Below are 18210 nucleotides of genomic sequence, written 5' to 3'. Positions count from 1 at the left end.
GGAGCGGCGGCGGCCGGCGCCGCCGGGCGCGGCCGGGATGTGGTGGTGCGCGGACGGGCCGGCTCGCTGCTGCCCTTGGGGTCAAAGCCCACATAAACCACGTACTTTTCCACGTCGTTCGGATTGTTGAGCGGGAAGCTCAACTGGTCCTCCACCACGGAGAAGAGAAGCTGGTTCTCGCCCGCCGGAATGTTCAGCGGCACGGTGAAGAACTTGGTGGCGATGGTCTTGGGGTTCGGCCCCTCCTGCACCACGGCGATGCGGATCGGCACGGACAGGCCGCCCGGCGTGCCCTTCTCGCCCAGAACCACGCGGCCCTCAATGCCCACCTTCATGTTCATGGTGGCGCCATTGACAGCGCATTCACGGGCGAGGGTGGCCAGGGTGACCTGGTATTTCAGGCCGCCATTGCCGGGAACCTGCCAGGTGCCGGCGCCGGTGCGCACGTCCACCACGGGGCAGGAATAGTCCACCGCATTGGCGCCGGTCCCGACCGTGAGGCTCGGCGGCGCGGCGGACGGGCCGCCGACGCCGGCCACCGCCTGGTCGGAGATGCGGGTGCCGACACCCGGCTCCACGTCCACCGCCGGGGCGCCGAACGTGCCCTGGGAATTCCCGCCGCCGGCGCAACCCGCCAAGGCCAGGGACAGTGCGGCAGGCACAAGCAAGCGCACCGGCCAGGTCGCATTGAAGGGCATACGCATCAGGCTGCTCCCATCCTCCTGCTTTTTCGCGGGCATCTATAACAGAATGTTAAGCCGGCGTGGGAGGCCCGGCCCGTTTCCGAATGAAACCGGCACCCACTATCGCAAAGCATGGTTACCGGCGGGCCGGTCCCGTGCTGCGCCTCAGCCGCCGGGCAGGCCTTCGGGGCGGCCCACCACCACGGTGAGGGCCTTGCGCGCCTCGGTCAGGCGGTGCGCCACGCGCTTGAGATCCTCCAGGGTCACCGCCTCGATCAGCGCATTCCGGCGATCGATATAATCGATGCCCAGCTGGTCGATCTGGATCTGGAGCAGCTGCGCGGCCACCTTGGAGGAAGTGTCGAAGCGCAGCGCATAGGAGCCGGTCAGATAGCTCTTGGCCTCGCTCAGTTCCTCGGCGGTCGGCCCCTTGTCGAGGATGGAGGCGAATTCCTCGCCGATGATGCGGATGGATTCGCCCGCCCGCTCATTCTTGGTGGCGGTGCCGGAGAACCAGAGGCCCACATGATCCAGGGCCACCTGGTAGGAATAGACCGAATAGGCCAGCCCGCGCGCCTCGCGCACCTCCTTGAAGAGGCGGGAGGAAAAGGCGCTGCCGCCGAGGATGTGGTTGAGCACATAGGCGGGGATGAAGTCCGGGTCCTTGCGCTCCAGGCCCACCGTGCCCATCAGCACCACCGATTGCGGCACCGCCAGCGGGATCACGTCCACCGTGCCGATGCCCTTGGGGGTGACATCCGCCACCGGCGTCAGCTCGGCCTTGTCCGGCAGGGCGCCGAACACCTTGTCCAGCTCCTGGCCGAGATCCTCGGGCGTGATGTCGCCCACCACCGCGATGCGCAGGTTGGAGCGGGCGAGCGTGCGCTTGGCGAAGGCCTGGAGGTCGGCGCGGTTGATCTGGGGCACGCTTTCCAGCGTGCCGTCCACCGGCCGGCCATAAGGATGGTTCGGGAAGGCGATGGCGAACCAGCGCTCGCTGGCCAGCGAGTTGGGATCGGTAGACCGGCGGCGCAGGCCCGCCAGCTGGGCGGCGCGGATGCGCTCCACCGCCTCGTCGTCGAAGCGCGGCTGGGTCACCGAGAGGCGCAGCAAATCGAAGGCGACGTCGCGATTCTCCGAGAGGGTCCGCACGGAGCCGCGCACTTCATCGCGGTTGGCGTCGAAATGCAACTCGATGGCCTTGTCGGCCAGAGCCCGGTGGAACGTCTCGGCGTTCATGTCGCCCGCGCCCTCGTCCAGCAGCGAGGCGGCGAGGCTGGCGACGCCGGGACGATCAGCCGGGTCCTGCGCGGCACCGCCGAGGAATGCGAATTCCATGGCGATGAGCGGCAAGGTGGTGTCGCGCACCAGCCAGGCCTCGATGCCGCCGGGGCTCACCACGCGGGTGATGCGGGTGGTCTTGGACTGGGCTTCGGCTTGGGAGACGAGGGAAAGGGTCATGGCTACCAATAAGAACAAGCCGGCAAGGCCCGCAAGCGCGTATTTCCCCGCCGAAAGGCCGTCGAGGAAACCTGCGCGGGGCGCGACGGAAGGAGGGGACGCGGAGGCGGCCGCAGGTGCGCGGGGAGCGCCCCTCACGAACGGTTCTCCTTCGGCGCGGCGGGCGTGGTCGCGCCCGGTGCGTCCTTGGCGGGGGCAGCCGGCTGGGTGAGATAGCCGGTGACGGCCCGGTTCACGTCCAGATAGCGCTGCATGGCCGCCTTCACGTCGGCGGCGGTCACCGCCTTGATGCGGTCGGGCCACTGGTTGACGTCATCCACCGAGATGCCCGTGGCCCAGGCCGCGCCATAGATGCGGGCCAGCGTCGCCTGGTTGTCGCGGGCATAGATGGCGTCCGCCGTCATGCGGGTCTTGGCGCGGGCCAGCTCCAGCTCGTCCGGCCCCTCGGCGGCGAGCTTGGCCACCGCCTCGTCCACCGCCTGCTCCAGGGTCTCAAGGCTCACGCCCGGACGGGGCGAGGCGGAGACGCCGAAGCGCGTCGCGTCATAGGCCGTGCTTTGGTACCAGGCCCCGGCGCCGGCCGCGAGGCCCTTGTCCACCACCAGGGTGCGATAGAGCCGCCCGGTCTGGCCGCCGCCCAGGATCTGCGCGGCCACGTCCAGCGCCTCCGCCTCGCCCGGCTTGGCGGTGCGGTAGGAGGGGACGAGATAGGTGCGCTGGAGGCTCGGCTGCGCCACGCGGGGATCGGCCAGCGACACCCGGCGATGGGCCTGCGGCTCGGGCTCCTGCGGGCGGTTGCGCGGCGGGGTGTCGGCGCGGGCGACCTTGCCATAGGTCTTCTCGGCGAGCGCCAGCACCTGCTTGGGGTCCACGTCTCCCGCCACCACCAGCACCGCATTGTTGGGCGCATAAAAGCGGCGATAGAAGGCCAGCGCGTCCTCGCGGTTCAGGCCCTTGATCTCGTGCTCCCACCCGATGATGGGGTGCTGGTAGGGGTGATTCACATAGGCCGCCGCCTGGAGCGCCTCGCCGAGGCGGGCGCCGGGATCGTTGTCCGTGCGCATGCGGCGCTCTTCCAGCACCACGTCGCGCTCGGGCAGCACCACCTCGTCGGAAAGCTTGAGGCCGGTCATGCGGTCGGCCTCGAAGGCCATCACCTTCTCCAGGTGCTCCTTGGCGACCCGCTGGTAATAGGCAGTGTAGTCCTGGGAGGTGAAGGCATTCTCCTGGCCGCCGAGGCGCGCCACCTCGGCCGAGAACTTGCCGGGCGGGTTCTTCTCGGTGCCCTTGAACATGAGGTGCTCAAGGAAATGGGCGATGCCGGACTTGCCGGGCTGCTCGTCCGCCGAGCCCACCTGGTACCACACCATGTGGGTGACCACCGGCGTGCGGTGGTCGGGAATGACCATCACCTTGAGGCCGTTCTTCAACTCGAACTGGCTGACCTCCGGGCCGCCTGCGAGGGACGGCTGGATGGAGGCGGCGGTGGTGCCGGCGGCGATCAGAACGGCCATGGCGATGCGTCTCAATGTCACGATGAAAATCTTTCCGGGCGGTTCCACGGGCGGACCGGTGACGGCCGTCCGGACAACTCGGTCGCGCGCTCCGGGGGCCGGGAACGGCCGGACGCCCGGAACGGCTGTGAACTCAACCTGAAGGGGCAGCCGAAAGGCGGCTGCCCGCGCGGGGCTTTACTTGGAACTGGTATTCTGCAGGTCGAAGAAGCTCGGGAGCTTGAATGGCTCTTCCTTCTTCTCGACGGTGCCGTAGGGGGCGTTGGGAGCGGGCGTCTGGTAGCCGGGCGGAGGCTGGGTCAGGGCCTCGCGGTCGGGCTCGCCGTTGAACACCAGCGGCTTGTCCTGCGCGCCGGTGAAGGCGCCCATGTTCCAGCCCTTGAAGCCCAGTTCGCTCGGCATCAGCTCGTCGCGGGCGCGGCCGGTGTTCGGCTCGGTGACGCGGTTGGACGCCGTGGGCTTGAGCTTGGGGTTGTTCAGCTGGGAGGGCAGCAGCGGATTGCCGGGATCGTCGCGGCGCAGCGGCGTCTTGTCGTCGGCCTTGGCCGCCTGGGCGCGCTGGAGATCGTAGTCCTTGGGCCAATTGGGATTGGTGATGGCCGCGGTTTCCTTGGGCGGAGGCAGCGCGTTCACCGCCTGGCCGGGGGGCACCACCAAGGGCGCGCGCTCGCGATACTGGATGGCGGGCTTGTCTTCCTCCACCACGCCCAGCGTCGCCAGGATGTTCTGGAAGAAGTCGCCATCGGCGCGGGCGGTGCCGGGCATGGCAAGGCCCGCCGCCAGCGCCAGCGCGGGAAGCACCGCCGCCTTGCCGGCGTTGGAAAGGGATGTCCGGGACGGGGTCATCCGAGACCCGGACGCCCGAAACCCGTCCCTGGCGCGGCCGCGCGTCTTCCCGGAAGGTCTCGTGCTCAGTCGCATGGACATGTCCTCTAGGATCTTTTCCACCCCGCGGTGCCTGTCACGGACCCAGGGTCACTCCCTAGGGCTGGCCCCTGAGGGCGGCGTTTTTGAGGCACGCGCGAAGAGGGCATCATAAAGAAGCAGAGCCACGCCCACAACGACCGCCACGTCGGCAATGTTGAACACGTACCAGCGCAGCCCGAAGGCGTGCAGGGAGATGAAGTCGAACACGGCCCCATAGACGAGGCGGTCCACCGCATTGCCGATGGCCCCGCCGATGAGCAGGCCCAGCGCGAAGGCCTCGAATCCGCGCCGCGTTCGCGCCAGCCAGACCGCGAACAGCACCGCCGCCGCCGCATTGATGGCCACCAGCACCCAGCGCCCGGCCTCTCCCTGGGGGAAGAGGCCGTAGCTGATGCCGGTGTTCCAGATGGCCACGAAGTCCAGGAACGGGGTCACCGTCACCAGCCGCTCGGTCCAATTCTCCGACCAGTGGAGCACAGCCACCTTGCTGGCCTGGTCGAGGACCAGGCTGGCGAATGCCGTGAGAAGTCCGAGCCGCAGCGCCGACATGGTCAGGCCGCCTTCGCCGCCGCCAGTTCGCGCAGGGCCTGCGCGTCCCGGGGGGTGACGTCGGGATAGTCCGGGTCGGCCCCGACCTCGGTGGAGATCTTCCAGGAGCGGGCGCACTTGGTGCCCACGGCCGGCACCGGCTCCACCGCGACGCCCGGCACGTCCTCCAGGCGGAAGGCGTCCGCCGGACCCTCGTCCAGCAGCACCTCGGCGCCGGAGGTGATGCACACCTCCGCCATGTCGACGCCGGCGAGGGCGGCGGCAAGCTCCGGATTGCTCACATGGATGCGGGGCGCGGCTTCCAGCGACGAGCCCATGCGCTTGGCGGCGCGCTCCACCTCCAGCGCGCCCAGCACCACCCGGCGCACGGAGCGGATCTTGCGCCAGGTGTCGGCCAGGGCCTCGTTGCGCCACTCCGCCGGGGTCTCGGGGAAGGTCAGCAGGTGCACCGAGCCCTCCTCATTCCCCGTGCGGGCGATATAGGCCTCCTCGCAGGTGAAGGGCAGGATGGGGGCGAGCCAGGTCACCACGCGGTTGAAGGTCTCCTCCAGCACGGTCAGGCAGGCCCGACGCGTGAGCGAGGAGATGGGATCGCAATAGAGCGCGTCCTTGCGCACGTCGAAGTAGAAGGCGGACAGCTCGGTGGTCATGAAGTTGGTGAGCAGCGCATGCACCTTCTTATAGTCGAAGGCCGCATAGGCCGCGCGCACCTGGCCGTCCAGTTCCTCCAGGCGATGGAGGACGAGGCGCTCCAGGGCCGGCATGTCCGCGAACGCCACCTTTTCCGCCGCCCGGTAATGGTGCAGCGAGCCCAGCAGCCAGCGGATGGTGTTGCGCAGCTTGCGATAGGTGTCGGCGGTGGTCTTCAGGATTTCCGGGCCGATGCGCAGGTCGTCCGAATAGTCGGAGGCGCACACCCACAGGCGCAGGATATCGGCGCCGGACGCCTTGATGACCTCCTGCGGGGAGACCACGTTGCCCAGCGACTTGGACATCTTGCGGCCGTCCTCGTCCAGCACGAAGCCGTGGGTGAGCACGGCGTCATAAGGCGGGCGGCCGCGTGTGCCGCAGCTTTCCAGGAGCGAGGAATGGAACCAGCCGCGATGCTGGTCCGAGCCTTCCAGATACATCACCCGGTCGGGACCGTTGGGGGCGCGGTTGGCCTTGAGGTCCGCGCGCTTTTCCAAGGTGAAGGCGTGGGTTGAGCCAGAATCAAACCACACGTCCAGGATGTCATCCACCTTCACCCAGCCCTCGGCCGCGCGCTCGGCCAGGAAGCGCGCGCTGGCGCCTTCCTTGTACCAGGCGTCCGCGCCTTCTTCCTCGAAGGCGGCGACGATGCGGGCATTGACGGCGGCATCCTTCAGGATCTCCACCGCCCCATCACCCTTCTCCTTCACGAAGACGGCGATGGGCACGCCCCAGGCGCGCTGGCGGGAGACCACCCAGTCCGGCCGGTTGGCGATCATGCCGGTGATGCGGTTCTCGCCCACCTCCGGCACCCATTGCACGGTCTTGATGCCGGCGAGCGCCCGCTCGCGCAGGGTGTCCGGCACATTGCCCGGCAAGGTGGCGGGGCGCGGCGCGGGGCGGCCGTGCTCATCGCGGATGTCCTGGTCCATGGCGATGAACCATTGGGGCGTATTGCGGAAGATGACCGGCTTCTTGGAGCGCCAGGAATGGGGATATTGGTGCTTCACCCGGCCGCGGGCCAGCAACGTGCCGGCTTCCACCATGGCCTTGATGACGGCCTCGTTGGCGTCGCCCTTCTCGCCCTTCTCGGTGATGACGCGCTTGCCTTCGAAGCCGGGCGCCTGGGCAGTGTAGAGGCTGTCCTCGTCCACCGTATAGGGGATGGCGGGATTGATGCCGCGCTCTTCCAGCCAGCGGCGATGGGCCACCCACACCTCGAAGTCCTCGCGGCCATGGCCGGGGGCGGTGTGCACGAAGCCCGTGCCGGCCTCGTCGGTGACATGGAAGCCGTCCACCATGGGCACGGTGAAGTCGTAGCCGCCAAGGTTCAGGCTTGCCAGCGGATGGTTGAGCAGCGTGACCGAGAGTTCCTCGGCGCTCACGTCACGCACGCGCCGGAAGGCGGTGACGCGGGCGGCCTTGAAGACCTCGTCCGCCAGCTTGTCGGCCAGCACGATCTGGTCACCCGTGCGGGCCCAGTTCTCGGCGGGGGCGTCGGTGACCTCATAGAGGCCATAGGCGATCTTGGCCGAGAAGCAGACCGCGCGGTTGCCGGGGATGGTCCAGGGCGTGGTGGTCCAGATGGCGACCGATGTGCCCGCCAGCGGGCCCTCGCCCTTCACCGGAAACTTCACCCACACCGTATCCGACGTGTGGTCGTGATACTCCACCTCCGCCTCGGCGAGGGCGGTCTTCTCAACCACCGACCACATGACGGGCTTGGAGCCGCGATAGAGCAGGCCGTTCTCGGCGAACTTGATGATCTCGCGGGCGATCTGCGCTTCGCCGAGATACGACATGGTGGTGTAGGGGTGGGTCCAGTCGCCCTCCACGCCCAGGCGCTTGAACTCGGTGCGCTGCTCGTTCAGCCAGTGTTCCGCATAGGCACGGCATTCCTGGCGGAAGGCGATCATGGCCGCGCTGTCGGTGAGGTCCGGCTTGGCCTTGCCCTTCTTGCGGTAATTCTCTTCCTCGATCTTCCACTCGATGGGCAAACCGTGGCAGTCCCAGCCGGGCACATAATTGGAATCGTGGCCCAGCATCTGCTGCGAGCGCGTCACCACGTCTTTGAGGATCTTGTTGAGGGCGTGGCCGATATGGATGTTGCCATTGGCATAAGGCGGGCCGTCATGCAGCACGAAGCGCGGGCGGCCATGGCCTTCCTCGCGCAGGCGGCGATAGAGGCCGAGCCGCTCCCAGCGCTCCAGCAACTCCGGCTCCTTCTTGGGCAGGCCGCCCCGCATGGGGAATTCGGTCTGCGGCAGGAAGAGCGTCGCGGAATAATCGGGGGCGCTGGTGTCGGCGGTCTTGTCGGCGGTCTTGTCGGTCATGGTCAGGCTCGATGGGGATCCCGGGGGGGTCCGTGCTGCGCGATTGGGCGAAGCGTCGTTCCGGAGGCCGCTTGGGGCAACCCGATCCGGACAGGCGCCTGAAATCCCGGCCGGCCCGCGCGCGTCAGGCGCGCCGAGGGGCGACCGGGCCGGTAATTCGCGCGGCGATGAGCGGGCGCGGGATCGCGTGCTGGGACGAAAAAGGCATGGCCGGCTTCTATCAGGCCCCGCCCCGCCGGGAAAGCCTGCCGTGAACGTGGCGTCCAAACGTGACGTCCATGCGCGCGTCAAGAGGAACGGGGCGCGTTGGGGCGGGGGAGACGGCGCGGGCGCAGATGAGCCTTCCTGTCCCCGCCGCCGCATCGCCCGTCTCCCTTTGGCCCGGGGCCGCTGCCCCCTCTTCGCCAGATCTGCCCCCTCCCCCACCCTCCCCCGCTTTGCGGGAGAGGGAGCCCGTCGCGCCAGGGGAGAGGTCAGGATGACGGACGCCGAGGCGGAACAGAGCCACCGCCCCGGCCGGGCGCACCAAAGTCCCCTCTCCCGCAAAGCGGGGGAGGGATAGGGAGGGGGCCTGTCGCGCCGGGGAGAGGCCCAGTTTAGGGATGCCGGGGCAAACCAGAACCGCCACCCCGCCCAGGCGCACCAAAGTCCCCTCTCCCGCGAAGCGGGGGAGGGATAGGGAGGGGGAAAAGGGGGGTGACGGTGGGAGCAAAGGTCAAGCGCGCTCGGGCGATGGTCGCCGGCTGGTGAGCCCCGTCACGGAGACCATTAATGCTGTTTGAAATGTAGCACCCAGCGCAGACCGGCCAAGGAAATGCCCAGTCGGAGGCGGACGCACCCTCCCCGGCTGTCATGCCCGGGTTTGTCCCGGGCATCCACGCCTCTCCGCTCGCGCAGGTCGGATAGGCTTTCGCAGATGAAGAGAGAGCTGACGCTAGCCCGTCTCTTGAGACGTCATGCCCGGGCTTGTCCCGGGCATCCACGGCTCTCCCTTAAGTCCGTCCCTGCGGAGCCCGGTGCATGGCCGGAACCCGCATGTGTGCGGGTTCCGGGACGAGGGGCGCACGTCGTCAACAGACGACTTGCGGGACAAGCCGGCCATGACGGGCGCACGTGCAGGACGTGCCCTCACTCTCCGAAAGACAGCCGCCCGCACGCCGCAGAGTTGTCCGAGGCACGCCCCTGCCCAGCCAAGCCAAAGGCCCCAATCAGGCCAGCTCGGTCTCCGCCGTGGGCTCTTCCAGGGAGCGGACGCGGTCCACCACCGCCTTCTGCACCTTCTCGAAGGCGCGGACCTCGATCTGGCGGACGCGCTCGCGGGAGACGCCGAACTCGGCGGCCAGTTCTTCCAGGGTCACCGGGTCCTCGGCGAGGCGGCGGGCCTCGAAGATGCGGCGCTCGCGGTCATTGAGCACGGACAGCGCGCCGGCCAGGGCCGTCCGGCGATTGTCCATCTCCTCCTGCTCGGCGAGGGCATTCTCCTGGTCGTCGCGCTCGTCCACCAGCCAGTCCTGCCACTCGCCGCTGTCGCCATCGTCGCGCAGCGGGGCGTTCAGGGAGGCGTCGCCGCCGAGGCGGCGGTTCATCTCCACCACCTCGTCCTCGGTGACGCCCAGCTTGGTGGCGATCTGCTTGACCTGGTCGGGGCGAAGGTCGCCCTCTTCCAGCGCCGAGATCTGGCTCTTGGCCTTGCGCAGGTTGAAGAACAGCTTCTTCTGCGCCGCCGTGGTGCCCATCTTCACGAGGCTCCACGACCGCAAGATATATTCTTGAATCGAGGCGCGGATCCACCACATGGCATAGGTGGCGAGGCGGAACCCCTTGTCGGGCTCGAACCGCTTCACCGCCTGCATGAGGCCCACATTGCCCTCCGAGATCACTTCGGAAATGGGCAGGCCATAGCCGCGATAGCCCATGGCGATCTTGGCCACGAGGCGCAGATGGCTGGTGACGAGCCGATGGGCCGCATCGCGATCCCCATGCTCGCGCCAGCTCTTGGCCAGCATATATTCCTCCTGCGGCTCCAACATGGGGAACCGCCGGATCTCCTCGAGATAGCGCGACAGACCGCCCTCTGCGGACGGAATGGGCATGTGGCGTGCCGTGGCCATGAAAGGCCTCCTTCCCTCGTGGCCCTCGACGCGAGCAGCCACACGCGCCGCCGCGAAACGCCGGCAGCGAAAGTGCATCATATCTGGCACAACGGCATTGCGAAAGATTGGATCCCCGGCGCCGGAAGGCCTCATCCGTTCACGTCGGCGCGACCCAAGGCGGTAGCGGGAGGCGCTTCATTCCGTCCGCAGCGCCGTCTCCAGGGCGGCGAGATCCGCCGGCAATTCGCTGTCGAAGCCCATCACCTCGCCGGTGGCGGGATCGGCGAAGCCCAGATGCGCGGCATGCAGCGCCTGCCGGTCCAGCGCCTTCAGCATGGCCTGCGCCGCCTCCGGCAAGCGGGAAATCTTGGTGCGGAAGCCCGCCCCATAGACCTCGTCGCCCAAAAGCGGATGCCCGATATGGGCCATGTGGACCCGGATCTGGTGGGTGCGCCCGGTCTCCAGGTGGCACTCCACCAGGCTCGCCACCACCTCGCCCGCGCTGTCGGGGAAGGTCTCGATGAGCCGCCAATGGGTGATGGCCTCGCGCCCGGAGGCCCGCACCGACATCTTCTGGCGGTTGGTGGCATGGCGGTCGATGGGCGCATCCACCGTGCCGCGCAGCCCCGGCGCGCCCCACACGAACGCCAGATAGGCGCGGGTCAGGTCGCCGGTGCGGCCATGGTCGGCGAACTGGGCGGCCAAGTGCTTGTGGGCGGCATCGGTCTTGGCCACCACCAAAAGGCCGGACGTGTCCTTGTCCAGCCGGTGCACGATGCCCGGCCGGCGCACGCCGCCAATGCCGGAGAGGCTCTCCCCGCAATGGTGCAGCAAGGCGTTGACCAGCGTGCCGTCCCAATGGCCCGGCGCAGGATGCACCACCAGGCCGGCGGGCTTGTCGATCACGATCAGGTGGGCATCCTCGTGCACCACGTTCAGCGGGATATCCTGGGGCACCGGCTCGGCAGGCTCGGGAGCCGGCACCGCGACGGTGAGCACGTCGCCGGCATTGACCCGCTCGGCCGCGTCTCCTACCACTCGCTCGCCGTTCCGCACGCGGCCGTCCGCCACCAGCCGCTGGAGGCGGGTGCGGCTGAGGTCCGGCAGGCGGCCGGCAAGGAAGCGGTCCGTTCGGGACCCCGCATCGGCGGGCTCGACCGTGACCGCAACGGTCTCCGCTCCGGCGGCGTCCCCGTCTTGTGCGAGGTCGCAGGCGAAGTCATCGTCCGCGTCGAAGCCGGGTCCACGCGCCACAGGTCCACTCACGTCAGGCTCTTTCATGTTCAACCGTCCGCTCGAACCCGACACCCAGGAGCCCCTCACGCCCGACCAGGAGCGGGTGCTGCGCAAGGTGCGCCGCTTCTCCATGGTCTCGGGCCTGATCATGGTGCTGGGTCTGGCATCCGTGTTCGGCGTCATTGCCTATCGCATGCTCCGCGACAAGGTGGCCAGCCCCGGCGAGATCACCACCACCTTGCCCAAGGGCGCCGAGGTGGTCTCCACGGCGGTCAGCGGCGATACCCTGGTGCTCACCCTGAAAGTGGGCGGCACGGTGGAAATCCGCACTTTCCGCCTCGACACCCTCGCCCCGACGGGCCGGCTGAAGTTCGCCGTGGAGCCCTGAACCAAAGCCCCACCTGCGCCGTAACTGCCCTCACCGGCCAGCTTGAGGCCGCATGAGGGCTGACCATGGCAGGCAAGGTGCTCATTTATGGCGGCAGCGGCGGCATTGGCGCGGCCCTGGCCCGGACGCTGAAGGCCAAGGGCTTCGACCTGCATCTGGTTGGGCGGGACGCGGCACGCCTCGCGGCGGTCGCGGCCGAGACCGGCGCCACCACCACCCAAGGCGACGTCACCGACGAAACCCTGTTCGCCCGCGCCGCGGATGAGGCCGGGCCAGCGCTGGCCGGCCTTGCCTATGCGGTGGGCTCCATCACCCTGAAGCCCCTGCACCGGGTGTCGGCCGCGGACATCAAGGCGGACTTCTGGATCAATGCGGGCGCCGCCGCCCTCGCCGTCCAGGCGGCCCTGCCCGCGCTCAAGGCTTATGAGGGCACGGCGAGCGTGGTCCTCTTCTCCTCGGTGGCCGCCCGCCAGGGCTTTGCCGCCCATGTGTCGGTGTCGCTGGCCAAGGGCGCGGTGGAGGGTCTCACCTTGTCGCTGGCGGCCGAGCTTGCCCCCAAGGTGCGGGTGAATGCCATCGCGCCCTCCCTCACCAAGACGCCGCTGGCCGCCTCGCTCACCTCCAGCCCGCAAATGGCCGGCGCCATTGCCGGCCTCCATGCGCTGCCACGCCTGGGCGAGGCGCAGGACAGCGCGGGGCTCGCCGCCTTCCTCCTGTCGCCGGAGGCGGACTGGATCACGGGGCAAGTCATCGGCGTCGATGGCGGGCGCTCCACCTTGCGCACCAAGGGCTGAGCCATGCCTGGCCCGCGCCCCAAGAGGGTGGCGAAGGCGGATCTGCCCACCCGCATCTGTGCCACCTGCGGCCGGCCCTTCGCCTGGCGGCGCAAATGGAAAGCGGTGTGGGAGGAGGTGCGCTATTGCTCCGACCGCTGCCGGGGCAATCGCAAAAGCCGGGCCGCCACGCCATGAGCGGCACCTTGCGCTTCCTCCTGGGCGACCAGCTCACCCGCGGCCTCACCGCGTTCGATGGCCTCGACCGGGACACGGACGTGGTGCTGATGGTGGAGGTGGACGAAGAAGCCACCTATGTGCGCCACCACAAGCAGAAGATCGTCTTCCTGCTCTCCGCCATGCGCCATTTCGCGGCGGAGCTTCAGGCGGAAGGCATCGCGGTGGACTATGTGCGCCTCGACGACCCCGCCAATGGCGGCAGCTTCGGCGCCGAGCTGGAGCGGGCCATCGCCCGCCACGCGCCCGCCCGCATCGTCATGACCGAGCCGGGCGAATGGCGGGTGCGCGAGATGATGGAAACCTGGCGGGACGGGCTCGCCGTGCCGCTGGAGATCCTCCCCGACACACGGTTCCTGGCCTCCCACGACGACTTCGCCGCCTGGGCGGGCACCAAGCGCCAGCTGCGCATGGAGTATTTCTACCGTACCCTGCGCCGGCGCACCGGCCTCCTCATGGATGGCGAGGAGCCCGCCGGCGGGCGCTGGAACTTCGACCCGGAAAACCGCCGCCGCCTGCCAGACAACCTGCCGCTTCCCGCCCGCCTCCGCTTCGCGCCGGACGGAGTGACACGGGAGGTGATGGCCCTGGTGGAGGCGCGCTACGGCAACCATTTCGGGACGCTGGAGGGCTTCGGCTGGGCGGTGACGCGGGCGGATGCGCTTGAGGCGCTGGACGACTTCATCACCACCGCCTTGCCCCGCTTCGGCGACTACCAGGACGCCATGAAGGCCGGGGAGGACTTCCTCTTTCACGGCCTCCTCTCGCCTTATCTCAATGCCGGCCTCCTCACGCCCCTTGAGGTGTGCCTGCGGGCCGAGACGGCCTATCGGGCAGGCGCGGCGCCCCTCAATGCGGTGGAGGGCTTCATCCGCCAGATCCTGGGCTGGCGGGAATTCGTGCGGGGCCTCTATTGGCACGACATGCCCGCTTATGGGGACACCAACCATCTCAACGCCCAGCGGGACCTGCCGGATTTCTATTGGACCGGCGAGACCGAAATGGCCTGCCTGCGCGCGGTGGTGGATGTCACCCGCCGCACCGCCTATGCGCACCACATCCAGCGCCTGATGGTCACCGGCAATTTCGCGCTGCTTGCGGGCGTCGCGCCGCGCCAGATCGAAGCCTGGTATCTGGCCGTCTATGTGGACGCGTTCGAATGGGTGGAACTGCCCAATGTTCATGGCATGGTGATGCATGCCGACGGTGGGCGGCTCGGCTCCAAGCCCTATGCAGCCTCGGGCGCCTATATCAAGCGCATGTCGGACTATTGCCGGGGCTGCGCCTATGACCCGGACATCAAGGAGGGCCCGGGCGCCTGCCCGTTCAACCACCTCTACTGGTCCTTCCTGATGGACAATGCCGACGCGCTTGCCGGCAATCCCCGCATGGCCATGCCCTATCGCACGCTGGAGCGCATGGTGCCGGAACGTCGGGCCCGGCTCAAGGCGGAGGCGGATGCCTTCCTCAATGGCCTGCCCGCCACGGGGCGATGGTCATGAGGCGGCGCGCCGCCAGCCCCTCACTGGAGGGAGGATTCCCCGTCATCGCCGGGCATGCGGGCGAGCAGCATCTGGGTGATGGCCACCAGCATCTCAGCCCGCTCCTTCAGCGTCCCCGCCTCCAGCAGCGCCTGCTTCTCCAGGGCGCCATAGGGCGACATGACGCACAGCGCGTTCACCAGCGTCTCGGTGCCCGCCTGCTGGATGCCGTCCCAGTCCGCCTCCAGATGGTTCGCCTCCAGGAAGGCGGCCAGCGCCGAGAGCAGCGCGCTGCGGTCCACATCCTCCTCGCCGGCGCTCTCGTCGAAATCGGCGCCGAACCCGGAGGCGTCGATGGCGAAGCGCCGATAGGGGGTGTCGGTGGTCTCCTCCGCACCCATGCGCACCCGGCAGATGCCGGTGAGCGTGATGAGGTACCGCCCGTCGCCGGTCTCGGCGAACTGGGTGATGCGCCCGATGCAGCCCACGGTGAAGACGGCAGGCCCCTGCGTGGTCTCGGGCTTGGTCTCGTCCGGCTGGACCATGACAATGAGACGGTCACCCGCGAGCGCGTCGTCCACCATCTCCAGATAGCGGGGCTCGAACACGTTCAACGGCAATTCGGCGCGCGGCAGAAGCAGCGCGCCGGACAGCGGGAAGACCGCGGCGGTGCCGGGCACGTCGCCCGGCGCATGGTACGAACGGCGGTTAGCCACGATGCTCCTTCAGGCGAACAGGATCGCCGAAAGCTTCTTACGTCCCGAAATGGTCAGCGGATCGGTGGGGCCCCAGGCCTCGAACAGCTGGAGGAGCTGCTTGCGCGCCGCATCCTCGTTCCAGCTGCGGTCCCGCTTGACGATGTCGAGCAGATGGATGAGCGCCTGCTCGCGACGGCCCCGGCCATTGAGGCCGAGAGCGAGGTCGAAGCGGGACTGGTGATCCAGGGGGTCGATGTCGACCTTGGCCTGGAGGGTGGCAAGATCGCCCAGCGCGGCAGCCTGCTCGGCGAGATCCAGGGCCGCCTTGGCGGCGGTGATGGCGCTGTCGCCTTCCTTGCCGGCGGGCACCATGCCGAGCGTCGCCTTGGCCTGGTCGATCGCGCCGCCCGCCACCTGGGCGCGGACGAGGCCGCCGAGCGCCTTCAGATTGTCGGGCTCCTGCGCCAGCACATGGGCAAAGATCTCCGCCGCGCCGGCCGCGTCGCCTTCCGCCAGGGCCGCGTCGGCGGCAGCCAGCACCTCGGCGATGTCGGCATCCGCCGGCCCGCCCATCAGGCGCTCGATGAAGGCCTTGATCTGGCTCTCCGGCAGCGCGCCCATGAAGCCGTCCACCGGCTGGCCGTTGACGAAGGCATAGACGGTGGGAATGGACTGGATGCGCAATTGCTGCGCCACCGCCGGATGCTCGTCGATGTTCATCTTGACGAGCTTGACCTTGCCCTTGGTGGCGGCCACGGCGCGCTCGATGATGGGGCCGAGCGTCTTGCAGGGGCCGCACCAGGGCGCCCAGAAATCCACCAGCACCGGACGGCGGCGGGATTCCTCGATCACGTCAGCCATGAAGGTCTGGGTGGTGGTTTCGGTCACATCGTCCGCGCCGGCCTGCCCGCCCGGGGTCGCCGCCTGGGGGCCGCCCGCCTGCTTGAACAGCATGGTTCTGGTCCTTAAAAGCTGTGCCCGATTGCGGTCATGCGCCACGGGCCTGCCCCATAGATGGGATCCGGGCGCGCGGGCGCAACCGCCGTGAACACGCTTCTAGTGCGCGAACGGGTGGGGGGGAAGCCCTAATGCGCGCCCGCCCCTGACGGTCCGGCATGCGATCGCCCGGGGACGGTTGCCGGTCACCGGCCCGCGGGAAGCGGTGGACAGGTGCGCCGCGCGTGTGGACGCGGTGCTGGGCACCCTTGCCCCCCGCAAAAGCCCGGCGCAGGCTGAATTGACGCGCCTTCCAGGGACTGGCACACCCCGCCCAGATGAAATTCAACCGCCTTCGGCTGACCGGCTTCAAGACCTTCGTGGAGCCGACCGAACTCCTGATCGAACCCGGCCTCACAGGCGTCGTCGGGCCGAACGGGTGCGGCAAGTCGAACCTGGTGGAAGCCCTGCGCTGGGTGATGGGGGAAAGCTCCCACAAGGCCTTCCGCGCCCAGGACATGGATTCCGTCATCTTTGCCGGCACCACGTCCCGGCCCGCTCGCAACACCGCCGAGGTGGCGCTGCAGCTGGACAATGCCGACCACACCGCGCCCGCCGCCTTCAACGGGGACGACGTGATCGAAGTGGTCCGGCGCATTGAGCGCGGCGCCGGCTCGCACTACCGCATCAATGGCCGGGACGTGCGGGCCCGCGACGTCCACCTCCTGTTCGCCGACGCCTCAACCGGCGCCCGCTCGCCGGCCCTGGTGCGGCAGGGGCAGATTGGCGAGATCGTCGGCGCCAAGCCGGCGGCACGGCGGCGTATCCTGGAAGAGGCGGCGGGTGTCGCCGGCCTCCATGCCCGCCGGCACGAGGCCGAACTGCGCCTGAAGGGCGCCGAGCAGAACCTCCTTCGCCTGGAGGACGTGCTCACCCAGCTCGCCACCCAGGTGGACAGCCTGCGCCGCCAATCCCGCCAGGCGGTGCGCTACCGCGCGGTGGCGGAGGAGATCCGCCGGCAGGAAGCCACCCTCCTGTGGCTCCGTTGGCGGGAGGTGACAGAGACGCTGGCCGATGCCCAGCGCCAGATGGAGCACATGGCCGGCGAAGGCGCCGCCCTCACCCGCGACCAGGCGGAAGCTGCCCGGCTCCAGGCGGTGGCGGCCCATGTGCTGCCCGCCTTGCGCCAGGCGGATGCGGAGGCCGCCGCCCGGGTGCAGCGGCTTGTCCATGCGCGCGAGGAACTGGACCGGGAAGAGGCCCGCCTTGCGGTGCGCAGCCAGGAGCTGGAGCGCCGCCTCGCCCAGCTCGCCCAGGACGTTGCCCGCGAGCATGCCCTCTCGGCGGACGCGGAAGGCGTGCTGGAACGCCTCGCCGAGGAGGCGGAGGTGCTCGCCGCCCAGCAGGAAGACGCTGTTATCGCCGAGGAGGACGCCGCCATCGCCCGCTCGGAGGCGGAGGATCGCCTCGCCGAGGCCGAATCCATGCTGGAGGAGCGCACCCAGGCCTTTGCCGACCTCGGCGCCCGACGCGGTGTGCTGGACGGCCAGATGCGCGACGTGCGCACCCGGCTCATGCGCACCGCCGCCGAGCATGCCTCCGTGGAAGCGGAGGAAGGCCGGCTGCGGCGGGAGGCGGGCACCGAGGGGCTCGAACGGCTGCGGGAGGCTTCCAGCGCTGCCCGCGAACGCTTGGATGCGGCCGAGGAAATGACGGCCATGGCTGAAGCGGCCCATGGCGAAGCCCGCGCCGCCGCCGAGGCCCTGCGGCCAACGATGGCGGAGGCCGAGCGCCGGTTCGGGCGGCTCGACACCGAGGCGCGGACCCTCTCCAAGCTGCTCCAGTCCGCCGACCGGCGCTTCCCTTCGGTGGCCGATCTCCTGACCGTTGAGAAGGGCTATGAGGTGGCGCTGGGCGCCGCCTTGGGGGACGATCTGGACCTGCCCGTGGATGAGCGCGCACCCGCCCGCTGGGCGGGCGCGGACATCGTGGCCGGCGACCCGCTGCTTCCGGCGGGCGCCGAGCCCTTGGCCGTGCGCGTGTCCGGCGTGCCGGCCCTTGCCCGGCGTCTCGCCCAGGTGGGAGTGGTGCCGAAGGAAGAGGGTCCGCGCTTGCAGTCCGCTCTGCGGCCCGGCCAGCGACTGGTGTCGCGGGAGGGCGACCTGTGGCGCTGGGACGGCCTGGTGGCCGCCGCCGACGCGCCCACCGCCG

General features: G+C 69.2%; 14 protein-coding genes and 1 pseudogene. 5 read left to right on the top strand and 10 right to left on the bottom strand.

Annotated features, from left to right (window positions below; all coding sequences use genetic code 11):
* From PV781_RS23855 to PV781_RS23820, 8 genes and pseudogenes are all read right to left on the bottom strand, one after another.
* A pseudogene (locus PV781_RS23855) lies at positions 1-704 on the bottom strand (hypothetical protein); the annotation flags it as partial.
* A 144-nt stretch (positions 705-848) separates the two neighbouring features.
* Entirely contained in the window at positions 849-2144 is a 1296-nt protein-coding gene (locus tag PV781_RS23850) for a M16 family metallopeptidase (protein ID WP_274778115.1), read from the bottom strand.
* A gap of 134 nt (positions 2145-2278) precedes the next feature.
* Positions 2279-3658 (bottom strand): M16 family metallopeptidase, encoded by a 1380-nt coding sequence (locus tag PV781_RS23845; RefSeq protein ID WP_274778116.1) that lies wholly within the window; start codon positions 3656-3658, stop codon positions 2279-2281.
* Positions 3659-3835: 177 nt separating this feature from the next.
* Entirely contained in the window at positions 3836-4504 is a 669-nt protein-coding gene (locus tag PV781_RS23840) for a hypothetical protein (RefSeq protein ID WP_274778114.1), read from the bottom strand.
* Between the two features lie 129 nt (positions 4505-4633).
* Positions 4634-5134 (bottom strand): signal peptidase II, encoded by a 501-nt coding sequence (gene lspA / locus PV781_RS23835; RefSeq protein WP_274778113.1) that lies wholly within the window; start codon positions 5132-5134, stop codon positions 4634-4636.
* Between the two features lie 2 nt (positions 5135-5136).
* Complete coding sequence (ileS, locus tag PV781_RS23830) at positions 5137-8157, bottom strand: isoleucine--tRNA ligase (RefSeq protein WP_274778112.1); 3021 nt, start codon at positions 8155-8157, stop codon at positions 5137-5139.
* Positions 8158-9365: 1208 nt separating this feature from the next.
* A complete protein-coding gene (gene rpoH / locus PV781_RS23825; protein WP_274778111.1) occupies positions 9366-10268 on the bottom strand; it encodes an RNA polymerase sigma factor RpoH in 903 nt (300 codons plus the stop codon).
* A 177-nt stretch (positions 10269-10445) separates the two neighbouring features.
* Positions 10446-11531, bottom strand: coding sequence for an RluA family pseudouridine synthase (locus PV781_RS23820; RefSeq protein WP_274778110.1), 1086 nt, complete (start codon positions 11529-11531; stop codon positions 10446-10448).
* Here PV781_RS23820 and PV781_RS23815 point away from each other — a divergent pair.
* From PV781_RS23815 to PV781_RS23800, 4 genes are all read left to right on the top strand, one after another.
* Positions 11530-11874: a hypothetical protein gene (locus tag PV781_RS23815; RefSeq protein WP_274778109.1), complete on the top strand. Its 345-nt coding sequence runs from the start codon at positions 11530-11532 to the stop codon at positions 11872-11874. The two genes, PV781_RS23820 and PV781_RS23815, sit on opposite strands and share 2 nt — an antisense overlap.
* Positions 11875-11939: 65 nt before the next feature.
* Positions 11940-12668, top strand: a complete 729-nt coding sequence (locus PV781_RS23810) for an SDR family NAD(P)-dependent oxidoreductase (protein ID WP_274778108.1) — start codon at positions 11940-11942, stop codon at positions 12666-12668.
* A gap of 3 nt (positions 12669-12671) precedes the next feature.
* Complete coding sequence (locus PV781_RS23805; protein ID WP_274778107.1) at positions 12672-12845, top strand: DUF2256 domain-containing protein; 174 nt, start codon at positions 12672-12674, stop codon at positions 12843-12845.
* Complete coding sequence (locus tag PV781_RS23800) at positions 12842-14386, top strand: cryptochrome/photolyase family protein (RefSeq protein WP_274778106.1); 1545 nt, start codon at positions 12842-12844, stop codon at positions 14384-14386. Before PV781_RS23805 ends, PV781_RS23800 begins: the two co-directional genes overlap by 4 nt.
* A 20-nt stretch (positions 14387-14406) precedes the next feature.
* Here the strand turns inward: PV781_RS23800 and PV781_RS23795 are convergent, their stop codons facing one another.
* Together PV781_RS23795 and trxA are read right to left on the bottom strand one after the other, a co-directional pair.
* Complete coding sequence (locus PV781_RS23795) at positions 14407-15081, bottom strand: LON peptidase substrate-binding domain-containing protein (RefSeq protein WP_274778105.1); 675 nt, start codon at positions 15079-15081, stop codon at positions 14407-14409.
* Positions 15082-15090: 9 nt separating this feature from the next.
* On the bottom strand, positions 15091-16017 hold the full coding sequence (gene trxA / locus PV781_RS23790; protein WP_274778104.1) for a thioredoxin: 927 nt from the start codon (positions 16015-16017) through the stop codon (positions 15091-15093).
* A gap of 320 nt (positions 16018-16337) precedes the next feature.
* On the opposite strand from trxA, the gene PV781_RS23785 reads away from it, so the two are divergent.
* On the top strand, positions 16338-18210 hold a 1873-nt coding region (locus PV781_RS23785), incomplete at its 3' end, for a chromosome segregation SMC family protein (RefSeq protein ID WP_274778103.1).

This window comes from Aquabacter sediminis (genome assembly GCF_028863665.1).
Classification (GTDB): Bacteria; Pseudomonadota; Alphaproteobacteria; order Rhizobiales; family Xanthobacteraceae; genus L1I39.
The sequence above is the reverse complement of the archived record's forward strand: the minus strand, read 5'-3'. Positions and strand labels throughout refer to the sequence as shown.

Bases quoted from the DNA above. Each gene is read 5' to 3' on its own strand.
- PV781_RS23850 (WP_274778115.1), bottom strand. From the start codon at position 2,144: ATGACCCTTTCCCTCGTCTCCCAAGCCGAAGCCCAGTCCAAGACCACC.
- PV781_RS23845 (WP_274778116.1), bottom strand. From the start codon at position 3,658: ATGGCCGTTCTGATCGCCGCCGGCACCACCGCCGCCTCCATCCAGCCG.
- PV781_RS23840 (WP_274778114.1), bottom strand. From the start codon at position 4,504: ATGACCCCGTCCCGGACATCCCTTTCCAACGCCGGCAAGGCGGCGGTG.
- lspA (WP_274778113.1), bottom strand. From the start codon at position 5,134: ATGTCGGCGCTGCGGCTCGGACTTCTCACGGCATTCGCCAGCCTGGTC.
- ileS (WP_274778112.1), bottom strand. From the start codon at position 8,157: ATGACCGACAAGACCGCCGACAAGACCGCCGACACCAGCGCCCCCGAT.
- rpoH (WP_274778111.1), bottom strand. From the start codon at position 10,268: ATGGCCACGGCACGCCACATGCCCATTCCGTCCGCAGAGGGCGGTCTG.
- PV781_RS23815 (WP_274778109.1), top strand. From the start codon at position 11,530: ATGTTCAACCGTCCGCTCGAACCCGACACCCAGGAGCCCCTCACGCCC.
- PV781_RS23820 (WP_274778110.1), bottom strand. From the start codon at position 11,531: ATGAAAGAGCCTGACGTGAGTGGACCTGTGGCGCGTGGACCCGGCTTC.
- PV781_RS23810 (WP_274778108.1), top strand. From the start codon at position 11,940: ATGGCAGGCAAGGTGCTCATTTATGGCGGCAGCGGCGGCATTGGCGCG.
- PV781_RS23805 (WP_274778107.1), top strand. From the start codon at position 12,672: ATGCCTGGCCCGCGCCCCAAGAGGGTGGCGAAGGCGGATCTGCCCACC.
- PV781_RS23800 (WP_274778106.1), top strand. From the start codon at position 12,842: ATGAGCGGCACCTTGCGCTTCCTCCTGGGCGACCAGCTCACCCGCGGC.
- trxA (WP_274778104.1), bottom strand. From the start codon at position 16,017: ATGCTGTTCAAGCAGGCGGGCGGCCCCCAGGCGGCGACCCCGGGCGGG.